Origin of the sequence: Clostridium rhizosphaerae, assembly GCF_016765585.1 — a bacterium.
Lineage (GTDB): Bacteria > Bacillota > Clostridia > Clostridiales > Clostridiaceae > Clostridium_AT > Clostridium_AT rhizosphaerae.
Map to the genome: position 1 here is coordinate 1,188,194 of NZ_JAESWC010000002.1, position 11,943 is coordinate 1,200,136.

The following is an 11,943-nucleotide window of genomic DNA, read 5'->3' on the forward strand; positions in this document are numbered from 1 at the left end:
GTTAAGTGAAAAAACATGTAGAGGACGAACTAAAATTATCGCAGGCTTTGCTTTAAAGTCTGTAATATTTTTGTTGTTATCTAGTTAATTATATACAATGCAAAAGTTCTAATAATATTGTTAATATAAGTATGTTCTTTGATATTGTAGAAAGCAAATCTAGTGCAAACCCGCATGGCTCAAGTAAATATTTAAATATTTTTATAGGTTTATATTTAAATAGGTGAATGATAAAAATGTCATTACTATCTTTTAACAAAGACAAAAGTTTTAATTATAAAAACAATCATTGAGCAAGTCGTATAGATATATAATTATAATTGCGTATAAGATACATAGGCTGGGTATAAAGACCAAGAGCAGGTGTAGAAAATAATATTTCAATTTGATTGATAATTTTGTCTATGTTTTCAGCATTGCAAGTCTTAGAAGATACGCAAAGTTATCATAAAGTAAAATATTATTTTCTACGCAAGGCTCTAAGGTCTTTATGCCACAGCCTGCGGCCATTTTAGTTTGCAAAATTATTAAAGGTGGTTCTATTTATGAGTATAGTAAACTATTTAAGTATAATAACTAATACAAATTTATTTAAGTCTTTCAGTCAGGAAGCTCTTATTTCTCTATTCAGCAGAATTCCATATAAAATAGAAAAGTACAGCAAGGGTGATTTAATTTTAGCTGAAGATGATACCTGCAGTACTTTAAATTTAATTTTAGAAGGTACTTTAGAGGTACAAAAGATGGATGCCTCCGGAAAAGTCTTATCTATAGCTGAGTTTACTAAAGGAGATATTTTTGGCGAGATGCTTATTTTTGCTGATAAAAATACTTCTCCAATTAATGTCCTTGCTAAAAGCAAGGTTGCAGTACTTCATATACAAAAAGATGCGGTATTAAGTCTTTGCCAAAGCAATAAAGGTTTTCTCCTAGAGTATTTAAGGATTATATCCAATAAAGCTTTGATTCTTAATTTGAAGCTTAAAGAAGTTACTCTTAAGACAATAAGGCAAAAAATATGCGAATATCTTTTTGCTCAACATAAGGAACAAAATTCACTGAAAATAAAGCTTAATATGACGAAAAAGGATTGGGCAGACAAAATTGGCGTTCAGCGTCCTTCTCTTTCAAGAGAGCTTATTAAACTTAAAGAAGAAGGCATTATTGAATATGATAAAGATATAATCATCAAAGATTTAGATTCACTTAAGGAACTGATATAAAATGTAAAAAGTTCTAAGCCTTCTTGGTCTTAGAACTTTTTAACATCTACCATAATATGTTTTTTTCAAAGCTTTCTAAAAATTCTTCTCTATCTTCCTTAAAGGATACCTTTTTAATCAGCCTGTCGAGAAAAACTTCCTCTTCCCAATCTTTTCTTCTAGTATAATAATCTCTTGATATGCTGTAAAAGTCTTCTGGAAAAGTAAGCATTCCATAAAGTACCTTTAACTCTCTTTCATCTAAAGGATTATTTTTACAGTAATCGGATAGGATAGCTTTTGCCTTATCTATATCGAATGCAGTATTTTTTATTGCCTTGTTTATAAAGTTACATAAATCGTGAACCTTTAAATCGACTATAGCAAAATCAAAATCTATAAAATAAGCTTCATCATTATTTATTAATATATTGTGATATGCCAGATCATTGTGACATATCACTACCTTATCTTTTTCCTTACACAACTCTAGTATTTCTGAATCCTCTAATATTTTTACACTTCTTTTCATATCCTCTAAATGTGTATCAATATTTTTCAAAAATATTTTATCAAATTCACTTTTATATTCATGCATATTTGCTATACTTCTAAATATACCCATTTCTTTAATCCTTCTATTATAGCTTTCAATGCTTTTACCTGCTGTATACTTTTTAGGGTTATCTGGCTTAAACCCGAGTGAAGCTTTATGAAGCTGACTTAATCCTTTAGAAGCTATGCACAAGTCTATAGGATTATCAAAATCACATTCCCTTCCAGGCACTAAGTCCATAATACAATAAATATCATTTTTCCATTCAGTATAAACTTTTTTGTCTTTTGTTTCTATTAACTGCAGTACTCTATCAAAGTGATTGCTAATATACGTTATCGCAGTATTTACAAATTCTAAATCTTCTAAAGAATAGTCAATTCTCTTTAAAACTTTATCTCCTTTATCAGTAGATAATACAAATACATTTCTTATAGGGAACACATCACTTACCTTTAATTCAAATCTATCAAATAAATCAATTGAAAGGTCATATTTTGACAAATACTTTCTATCCCTGTATCTTCCATCAAGCATTTACTCACCTCCTCCTACCACAGGGGCTCTCCATCCTTTAATATAGCTTTTTCCAATCTATCCTTATACTCCTCTTCACTCCACTCCTTGCTTCTCTCTCTATATCTATTACAGCATTTCATAAAAGCATAAGGATATGATAGTAAAGCTAAGATAAAGTCATAACTGTTTTTATCCAAATTTTCAAATTCACAAAACCTTTCTACAAGCTTTTTATAGTCCAGCTTAATTCCTTTTCTAATGTACTTGCACAATAGATTAAAGCAATCCATTTCTAGATTGTTATAACAGCATTTATCAATGCTTATTAGTACTAATTCATCTCCTATTCTTCTTACATTATTAAAGTCTGGATTTCCAATGCATATCTCAGTTTTTTTCATACTTCTTTCAATGATACTCATAAAACCTGATTCATAAATTTTTGTTATACAATTTTCTGCTCTTTGCAGATAATCAAAGCCTACCTTAAGAAGCATTCTTTCAAAATCACCGCTGGCAGAATTTAAACGTATATTTTTGAGATATCTTTTCAATCTCTTTACATTAACTTTATATTGTTCTACAGTGCTTCCAGTCTTATTATCTAGTCTTTTTCCCATATAACCTTTATAACCCATTATTTTTTTATGAAATTTACTTAATGCATAAAGCTGCATTTCAACCATGTCCTCACTAATAATGCCTTCATTAATTAAGTCTTCATTATCTAATTTTTCTAAAACCTTTATGTCTTTAGAATTTAAATATTCTACAAAGGACTTGTATACCTCATCACTAATCAAACTCAACACCTCTATCTATGTTTATCTTTTTAATACAATATATCTATTTTAAAACTCTGAAATCCTCTATAAATTCCTGTTTTTCCTCACTGTCCTCATTTATTTTCTTTAGCTTCTTTATAAAAAACTCTTCACCCCAAGGCTGCTCCTCCCAATAGTATTGTATTCCAACCTGCCAATAATCCTGAGGAAACTCCATGAAAGCTGCCATTATAGGTATATCCCTATTTTCTATGCTTCTAACTTTGCTATAGCTGTCCAGTATGAATTCTGCATTATATAAGTCCCACTTTCCATTTTTCATCCTTCTTATAAGAAGGCTAGCTAAATCATGAAGATTAATATCTAAAATACAGTAGTCAAAATCAATTATATTAATATCTCCATTCTCCTCCACTAAAACATTATGATGAGCATAATCGTGATGACAAAAACCGGCCTTTACAATATACTCATTAACCTTATCAATATAATCACTCTTTATAAGGTTATCTATAGCTTTTTCTGCTCTGGCAAGCTCACCTTCCATAACTGACAAAAATATATAATCAAACTCGCTTTTTTTCTCTTTTTCATAAATTCTTCTTTTAAAGTCTAAAATCTCATCTTTTCTTGTACTAAAGTTTTTAAACCATTTGTACCAGTAATTTCTTGGCCTCATCTTATCTGTTACTCTAAATCCCTCGCTTTTGTTATGAAGCTCAGCAAGCTTAATTGCTGCTTTAGATACGTCTAAAGGATTATCATAATTTGATTCTCTTGCATTAATCCATTTTGTTAGATATGCATTACAGTTGTCTATGCCTATATAATCCACTCCGTCATTTCTTCTGATTATTTCAGGTATCTTATTAAACCCCTTTTCCTGCAAGTGCTTAATTGCACTTATTATAAAGAAAAAGTGTGAAAAATCATATTTAATCATCTTAAGGCAATAGTCTTCACCCTTTGTTTTAACTCTGTAAACATTTTTAATTTTTTCGAGCTCTATAATATCTAGTCTATAATTATTCTCAATTATTTGCTTAAGTTCAGCTATATCCAAGAAGAGTGCCTCCAAAATATTACTCTAATTTTAGTATATGAGAGCCTTACTAAGTGTGTGATTATAAGGAATTGTTTATTTAACTATGGAACATTTTACACGTTAAAGTAATATTAATAATATATATCGCCATTTTATCAATTTAGGGGAGAGGATTTGATGAGAATTGCAATTGATGCTCGAGGTATCAATTGGTATAGAGGTACTGGAATTGGCACTTATACAGATAAAGTACTTAAATACTTATTAAAGTCAGATAGTGAAAATTATTACCATATATATTGGTCCGGTGACAAATATGAAGAATTTCAGAAAGAAAATAGTAAGATTTTGATGGCTTCGAAGAAATATCATAGGTTTTTTGAGCAAAATTATTTTCCTGAAAATCTAAGAAATAATAATATAGATATTTTCCATGTTCCTCAAAATGGCATTGGTATGAATGATAATATTGACTGTAAAAAAATTGCTACTATTCATGACTTAATACCCTATGTAATGCCCGAAACAGTGGGGCGAGGCTACCTACTGAAATTTCTTAAAGATGTTCCAAAAGTTATTGAAGAATGCAATGCATTAATAACTGTCTCTGAGCGTTCTAAGCAAGATATTCTGAAGTTCTTTCCTATAGATGAAGATAAAGTCTTTGTAACACCCCTAGCTGCTGACGATAAATATAAACCTTTAGATAAAGAAAAATGTAAAAATCTAATAGCATATATATATGGCATAAACAATCCATTTATTCTTTATATAGGCGGCTTTAGTCCCAGAAAAAATGTAAAAGCTCTAATAACAGCATTTTCTAAAATATATAAAAAATTAGACAAGAATTATGATTTAGTAATAGTTGGAGCAACACGAGACCAGGGTCAATATTTGAGTGAGTTTTCAGGCAATCTGGAACTCTCTTCAAAAATAAAATTTACCGGATATGCTCCTGAAGAACATTTGCCAATATTGTATAACGCTTCTGAAGCCTTTGTCTATCCTTCTCTTTATGAAGGCTTTGGCCTTCCACCACTTGAAGCAATGAACTGTGGAACTCCGGTAATAACTTCAAATATAACCTCTATTCCTGAAGTTGTGGGAGATGCCGGATTATTAATAAATCCATATGATGAGACTGAACTTATGGAATCACTTATTAAGCTTTTAAATGATGATAAACTTAAGACTTATTACAGTATAAAGGGTCTTGAACGTGCTAAAAACTTCTCCTGGGAAAAAACAAGCAAAAATACTTTAGAAGTCTATAAAAAGGTTTATGAATTTCAAGAAATATTATAAAAATACCTCTCAATACTTGATTGCTAGTATTGAGAGGTATTTTTATTTAACGTTCTCTATTCTTTTTTGGAGATCATCCAATGTAATTTTTATATCCTGACCTTTTATTACTACCGCAGAATAAGTGTCTTTAATAGAGTCTGCTATTTTGTTAAAAGACTCATTATAATTAAAGTCATTTATGTCCTTTGCAATATTGGAGTAAAGAAAATAAGGTTTTTGTTCCTGAAAAAAAACATCTTTCTCATTAAACCATTTTTCATCATAATTATATGTATAAGCTGGAAACATTCCTGTTTCCTTCATTAACATTGATATATTTTCTTTATTTTCAGCTGTATACTTTGTAAAATCTATAACTGTTTTTTTATTTTTAGTTGAACCTATAATAATTAAATTTGATCCATCAAGACTTACTGATTGATTTCCACCTTCTTCAAAGGCTGGAAGTTTCATAAGCCTAAGCTTTCCATTAAGCTCAGGTGATTTTTCAAGTACATTTTTAACTTCTTCTGAAGATACGACCGCTGCTGCCGTTTTCCCTTGTTTTAATAGACCTATGGCTTCCTCATTATTTTTTACATTCTGAAGAACCTGTGAACTGTACATCCTTTTTAGTATTTCTAAAGCTCTAATGCATTTTTGTGAATTTACAGAAACCTTACCTTCCTTATCAAAGTAAGATCCTCCAAGTTCATTTAAGTAGATTCTATAGGTTTTTTCATCTTCTAGGGGAAGTGCCGCTATTTGTCTGCCGCTATTAATTAATATTTTTCCCGCTTCAATAAAATCTTCCCAGGTCTTTATATATTCCGGATTAATCTTTGCTGTTTCAAGAATATCCGTTCTATAAACCATTACAGCTGGCTTTGAATTTAATGGAATTCCATATAAATTGTTTTGATAAGTTAAATTATCAATTTTATATTTAAGATAATTGTCTTTCTTAATATCATCACTAGTATTTTCGAAAAAAGCTGAAAACTTTTTTAACAATGCTTGAGCATTTTCATCCTCTACACAAATAACATCAGGTAAATTAACCTTCCCTTCTGATTCAGCTCCAAGTTTACTTTCTATATCCTCTTCATTCATCTCTGTAATTTCAATATTTACTTTTTCATGTAATTTTTTATAATTATTTATAGAATTCTTTATGTAGCTACTGCTTTCTTTAGTTGTCCAAACCGTAATTTTGCCTTCTAAATCATCTACAGTTTTATTTTCTACAACATTTCTTTTTTTGCAGCCTGCTGTAAAAATCAAAAGCAAACTTAATAATATTACAGCTGCTTTTTTAAATTTCATACTTTCCCCTCTCTTTCGAGCACACAACAGCCTGAATTTATTTAAGTAAGCTGCAGACTGCTATTAAAATCAACTTAGGGTTTTTATTTCATTAGACACTTCTATTAGTATATCATATTATTAATAATTTTCCATATTATTATGTTATGCTCCAAGTTTTGCCTTAAAAGTCTCCATACTATCGGAGCCGTTTATTCTAATTCTTGATAATGTAAATATACCGCTGTTTTTCTTTGCAAATCCGTATTTAGTGGTAAAAGCCATTTTATAACCAGCTTCTGAAACAGCCTTAATAGCTTTTTCATTATACTTCCCTACTGGATAAGCAACAGCTATAATCTCTTTATTTGTAATTCCTTCTAAATCTTTTTTAGATCTGTTTAAAGTTTTAAACTGCCTATCATAGGATAATAAATTAAGCTCTTCATGATAAACTGTATGACTCTCTATACTTATTCCATAATCGCTCATCTCTTTTATTTGGCTGCTGTTTAAGTATGCTGAGCTCTTATCAATAAGATCTGTAATAACAAATATTGTTCCCTTCAAATCGTATCTTTTTAATGCTGGATAAGCTTCAGTATAATTATCTCTATATCCATCATCAAAGGACAGTACTACTGGTTTTTCTGGAATTTCTTCTGCATAGTTAAGTGCTTTATAAAGTTCCTCCATTGTGAGAGTCGTATAGCCATTATCTTTTAAATATTTCATTTGTACTTCAAATTTTTCCTTTGAAACCTTTAAATCATTTTTAGGTTCAAAGCCTATAGAATGATACATCAAAACTGGTATGCCCTTTTCTTTATAAACCTTTAAGCTCTTTTCTTGTTTTTGTTTAGACTTATGGAATATCTTATTGCTTTCATACTGCTCTTTTTGCTCTGAAAGCAGCAAATCATTATCTACTTCCCCTTTAACTTCTTGATTCTCTATAGCAGAGCTATTAGATAACAATACCCGAGCATTATTAGATTTTTGGTTATTATTACAGCCTGTACCAATTATAACCACAATAACCAATATGCTTATTCCTATAAATTGTGTTAAAATATTTTTCTTCATATTTTCTAGCCCCCTATTAATACAACTTAAAATATAATCCGTAATGTTATTATTCTTAAAAAGACTGTAGAATATTCTACAGTCTGTTAATCATACTGGCTAAATAACCTGCCCCAAAGCCATTGTCAATATTTACTACGCTTATTCCGCTTGCGCAGCTATTTAACATGCATAAAAGTGCTGAAAGTCCTCCAAAATTAGCACCATATCCCACGCTTGTTGGTACTGCTATCACTGGCTTATCTACAAGTCCCCCAACTACACTTGCAAGTGCTCCTTCCATGCCGGCTATAACTATAACAACCCTGGCACCTTTAATAACATCTAACCTATTAAATAACCTATGTATTCCTGCTACCCCCACGTCGAATACTCTCTCAACCTTATTGCCAAGCAGTTCTGCTGTAACCGAGGCTTCTTCAGCAACAGGTATATCTGAAGTTCCTGCTGTAACTACTGCAATATATGTATCAGGCTTATTTACCTCTTTTTTGCTTATAGTAATAGTTTTAGCCAATCTATTGTAAACTGCGTCAGGACATATGCTATTAACAGCCTCATACATTTCCTCAGTTACTCTAGTACCAAGTATATTATTATTTTTAGTCAGCATAAATTCCACTATACCTTTAACCTGATCAACTGTTTTTCCAGCACAATATATAACTTCCGGGTATCCTACTCTTGCCTCTCTATTATTATCAATCTTTGCATATCCAAGTTCTTTAAAAGTTAAATCTTTAAGCCTATCAGCAGCTTCTTCAACACTAGTTTTCCCACTTTTTATATTTAGTAAAAACTCTTCTATTTCCTTATCAGTCATTATTTCACCGCCCCTTGTTATTATCTTTCATTCATCATGCTTATTGCTCTAAGCGCTTCCTCATAAACTAAATTTAATGGTATATTATTAGCTCGGGCAATAGCCTTACATTCTTCATATTCCGGTTTTTCTTTAATCTTTTCTCCATTAAGCAGAGAGCTTTTTATTGTTATATCACCATACTTTGTTTTAACTTTATAAAACTCTCTTTTTAACATAGTTTTTTCAGTTTTATATTTTCTAATTCCTAAAGTAGTAGTCTCTCTTAATATCAGCTCAGTAATTCTCTCCTCTAAACTTATAGAACACAGAACACTTAATTTCACGGCTGGTCTTCCTTTTTTCATAATTATTGGAGTTAAATATACATCCATCGCCCCTATAGCAAAAAGCTTTTCCATTACATATTCATAAGTTTCAGGATTCATATCATCTATATTGCATTCAATTATATAAGCTTCTTCGAAAGTTTTGTTTAAGTTATCTTCCAAGATTTCTCCCAAATAAACTCTAAGTACATTAGGTATCTCAGTATCTCTGTGACCTATTCCATAGGAAACCTTATTTATTACGAATTCTTTTTTATCAGTAAATTCTTCTACTGTTGCAGCTAAAATTGCAGCTCCTGTTGGAGTGGTAGTTTCAACCTGTACCGCACCAAGCTTTACTGGTACTCCTTTTAATATCTCTGCTGTTGCAGGGGCTGGTACAGGAAATACTCCATGGGCACATTTTACAAAGCCTCCTCCAAGTTCTACAGAAGCGGACATGACTTTATCTACTTTCAAATAATCAAGACATATAGCTGCTCCAATAATATCAATTATAGAATCTACTGCTCCAACCTCATGAAAATGTACCTCCATGAGGCTTTTGCCATGAATCTTTGCCTCTGCTTGTGCAACCTTCAAGAAAATTTTTTTACTCAGAGCTTTTACCTCTTCGCTTAGTAAACTTGTGTTTATTATGTTTTCTATATCTTTTAAATTTCTATGTTCACTATGGTTATAAATATGATCATGATGATTGTCACTGTGATTATGATTATGCTTTCTCTCTTCACTTTCAAGTCTTACATTAACCTTTGTTCCTGTAATTCCTTTTCTATTATCCTCTGACACTTCAACCTCATAGTCTGTTATATTAAGCTTTGAAAGTTCATTTATTAAATAATCCTTAGGAACTCCTAAATCTATCATAGCTCCTAAGTTCATATCACCGCTTATTCCTGAAAAACAATCATAATATAATATCTTCATGTTATTTCTTCCTTCCTCTTTAGAGTTATATTAATAACTATCATGTTACCATTATTTTATCAACTATCTTCTACATTGTATCAAAACAAGTTAACTTGGTAAATATACTCTAATTACTAACAAAACCTTACAAATAAAAAACATTATTTTTTAAAAACCTGTTGCATTTTTAGTTAATGCCTAATATAATACTATTATAATCCCTAGTAAAACAGTATGATTTAAATGCAGTGATCAGGATAAGTAAGCTATATGAATCAGACAGAGAGAAGTTCCCAGGCTGAGAGAACTTTATGCTGGATTGTAGCCCAAATGCCCCTGTTAGCATTAAGCCGAAGTTTAGTAGGCAGTTACGTGAGCTCACGTTATAGGGCTATGACATGATCGTGTCAGAATGAGATAGGCATTTTTTGCCTAATCAGAGTGGAACCGCGGAAGTAACCTTCTGCCTCTGTAATTTTTACGGAGGCAGAGGTTTTTTTATTTTATTTGCACACTAAAGGCGCCAGTGTACAAATAGCCATTTGAATTTTTAGTTTTAAGGAGGTAAAGGCCCTAAATGGGCTTTTACGAGCAATTAGCGAGCGGGAGCGAGTAATCTTTAATTGCTCAGTGCTTCCGACTAAAAGGAGGAAAATATTTATGGAATATATAGTATTATTAATATCTGCACTATTACTTGGTTCTTTATACTTTTTAAAGAAGAAAAAGGTGAGCTTTGGAAATAGAGTTCTTCTTGCTATGCTTTTGGGTGTTGTAATTGGAGCTGTATTTAAAAAAGATGCATTGATAATAGACCCGCTTGGTCAAATTTATGTGAACTTAATTAAAATGCTTGTTGTACCGCTAGTTACTGCTGCTATTATATCTAGTATAACTAGCTTAGATGATCCTTCCAAGCTTAGAAAAGTAGGTCTTAAAACTATTGGTTGGCTTGTGGCTACAACTGCAATTGCCTGTGTAGTTGGACTTGTAGTAAGTCTTGTTATGGATCCAAGTGCTGGAGTTACGCTTGCTAAGGATGCTTCCTTTAAAGCAAGAGAAATTCCTTCTTTCTCTAAAGTATTGGTAGATCTATCCCCTTCTAACCCTGTTGCTGACGCTGCAAATGCAAAAATAATTCCTGTGATTATTTTTGCAATGCTTATAGGTGCAGCAATAACTATAGAAGGTACTAAAAAGCCAGAAGTTATTAAACCTGTTAAGGATTTAATTAACGGTTTTGCTCAAATAATGTTTAGAATAACCAAGATGGTATTAAAGATAACTCCATATGGTGTCTATGGACTTATGGCTGTTGTTGCAGCTAAATATGGTCTTTCAACCCTGCTCCCTCTTGGCAAATTTATAATAGCAGTTTATATAGCCTGCATAATTCAGGTTGCTATAGTTCACTCAAGCATACTTGCATTTGTAGCTAAGGTCAATCCATTAAAGTTCTTTAAGGCTATTTATCCTGCTCAAGTTGTTGCCTTTACTACAAGAAGTAGCTATGGAACACTACCTGCAACAATAAAGAGTTTAACTGAAAGAGTTAAGATTTCTGAAAAGATAGCAAACTTTGTTGCTCCTATGGGTGCTTCAATGGGAATGAATGCTTGCGGCGGACTATATCCAGTAATGGCAGCAATATTTGTATCAAAAGTTTTTAATGTTCCTCTATCACCTAATCAGTATATAGTACTTATATTAGTAACCACTGTAGCTTCCTTTGGAACTGCTGGTGTTCCCGGAACAGCTTCAATTATGTCTACTGTTGTTTTAGCAAGTATGGGGCTTCCTGTTGAAGGAATAGCAATGCTTCTTGGAGTAGACACTGTAATAGATATGGCAAGAACTGCAACAAATGTTACAGGTGCTTCCTTAACTGCATTATTAGTTGCTGCTTCCGAAGGTGAATTCGATAGAGAAGCCTTTAATAAGGAAGAAGCAGATAAACTCGAATTAAGCGTTTAGTATATAGCAGCCAAATGGCTGCTATATTTATTTTTTGATAATCCATACTTCGACATATATCACGTTGAATAATTAATAATCACAAAGTATAATATTAATTGGAATATTTTGTAGAAT

10 protein-coding genes are annotated in these 11,943 nt (G+C 31.5%); 3 read left to right on the forward strand and 7 right to left on the reverse strand.

Features of this window, described 5'->3' with window-relative positions; translation table 11 throughout:
* Positions 1-545 precede the first annotated feature (545 nt).
* Positions 546-1,223: a Crp/Fnr family transcriptional regulator gene (locus tag JK636_RS08730; protein ID WP_202748440.1), complete on the forward strand. Its 678-nt coding sequence runs from the start codon at positions 546-548 to the stop codon at positions 1,221-1,223.
* Between the two features lie 46 nt (positions 1,224-1,269).
* Here the strand turns inward: JK636_RS08730 and JK636_RS08735 are convergent, their stop codons facing one another.
* From JK636_RS08735 to JK636_RS08745, 3 genes are read right to left on the reverse strand one after another with little or no spacing between them, the layout of a single operon-like run.
* Positions 1,270-2,295 carry a CotS family spore coat protein gene (locus tag JK636_RS08735; RefSeq protein WP_202748441.1) on the reverse strand — a complete coding sequence of 342 codons (1,026 nt, stop codon included), beginning with the start codon at positions 2,293-2,295 and terminating at the stop codon, positions 1,270-1,272.
* Positions 2,296-2,309: 14 nt separating this feature from the next.
* Positions 2,310-3,080 carry a spore coat protein gene (locus JK636_RS08740; protein ID WP_202748442.1) on the reverse strand — a complete coding sequence of 257 codons (771 nt, stop codon included), beginning with the start codon at positions 3,078-3,080 and terminating at the stop codon, positions 2,310-2,312.
* Between the two features lie 43 nt (positions 3,081-3,123).
* On the reverse strand, positions 3,124-4,125 hold the full coding sequence (locus JK636_RS08745) for a CotS family spore coat protein (protein WP_202748443.1): 1,002 nt from the start codon (positions 4,123-4,125) through the stop codon (positions 3,124-3,126).
* 159 nt (positions 4,126-4,284) lie between these two features.
* Between JK636_RS08745 and JK636_RS08750 the strand changes: the two genes are divergently transcribed.
* Positions 4,285-5,415, forward strand: coding sequence for a glycosyltransferase family 4 protein (locus JK636_RS08750; protein ID WP_202748444.1), 1,131 nt, complete (start codon positions 4,285-4,287; stop codon positions 5,413-5,415).
* A 42-nt stretch (positions 5,416-5,457) separates the two neighbouring features.
* Here JK636_RS08750 and JK636_RS08755 read toward each other — a convergent pair whose 3' ends face one another.
* The 4 genes from JK636_RS08755 to larC all read right to left on the reverse strand — a co-directional run bounded on the left by JK636_RS08755 (position 5,458) and on the right by larC (position 9,870).
* Positions 5,458-6,723, reverse strand: coding sequence for an ABC transporter substrate-binding protein (locus tag JK636_RS08755; RefSeq protein WP_202748445.1), 1,266 nt, complete (start codon positions 6,721-6,723; stop codon positions 5,458-5,460).
* A gap of 144 nt (positions 6,724-6,867) precedes the next feature.
* Entirely contained in the window at positions 6,868-7,788 is a 921-nt protein-coding gene (locus JK636_RS08760) for a polysaccharide deacetylase family protein (protein ID WP_202748446.1), read from the reverse strand.
* 76 nt (positions 7,789-7,864) lie between these two features.
* Positions 7,865-8,611, reverse strand: a complete 747-nt coding sequence (larB, locus tag JK636_RS08765; RefSeq protein ID WP_202748447.1) for a nickel pincer cofactor biosynthesis protein LarB — start codon at positions 8,609-8,611, stop codon at positions 7,865-7,867.
* Positions 8,612-8,631: 20 nt separating this feature from the next.
* Entirely contained in the window at positions 8,632-9,870 is a 1,239-nt protein-coding gene (gene larC / locus JK636_RS08770) for a nickel pincer cofactor biosynthesis protein LarC (protein ID WP_202748448.1), read from the reverse strand.
* A gap of 642 nt (positions 9,871-10,512) precedes the next feature.
* On the opposite strand from larC, the gene JK636_RS08775 reads away from it, so the two are divergent.
* On the forward strand, positions 10,513-11,826 hold the full coding sequence (locus tag JK636_RS08775; protein ID WP_202748449.1) for a dicarboxylate/amino acid:cation symporter: 1,314 nt from the start codon (positions 10,513-10,515) through the stop codon (positions 11,824-11,826).
* Positions 11,827-11,943 lie beyond the last annotated feature (117 nt).

Bases quoted from the DNA above. Each gene is read 5' to 3' on its own strand.
- JK636_RS08750 (WP_202748444.1), top strand. From the start codon at position 4,285: ATGAGAATTGCAATTGATGCTCGAGGTATCAATTGGTATAGAGGTACT.
- JK636_RS08755 (WP_202748445.1), bottom strand. From the start codon at position 6,723: ATGAAATTTAAAAAAGCAGCTGTAATATTATTAAGTTTGCTTTTGATT.
- JK636_RS08760 (WP_202748446.1), bottom strand. From the start codon at position 7,788: ATGAAGAAAAATATTTTAACACAATTTATAGGAATAAGCATATTGGTT.
- JK636_RS08730 (WP_202748440.1), top strand. From the start codon at position 546: ATGAGTATAGTAAACTATTTAAGTATAATAACTAATACAAATTTATTT.
- larB (WP_202748447.1), bottom strand. From the start codon at position 8,611: ATGACTGATAAGGAAATAGAAGAGTTTTTACTAAATATAAAAAGTGGG.
- JK636_RS08775 (WP_202748449.1), top strand. From the start codon at position 10,513: ATGGAATATATAGTATTATTAATATCTGCACTATTACTTGGTTCTTTA.
- JK636_RS08735 (WP_202748441.1), bottom strand. From the start codon at position 2,295: ATGCTTGATGGAAGATACAGGGATAGAAAGTATTTGTCAAAATATGAC.
- larC (WP_202748448.1), bottom strand. From the start codon at position 9,870: ATGAAGATATTATATTATGATTGTTTTTCAGGAATAAGCGGTGATATG.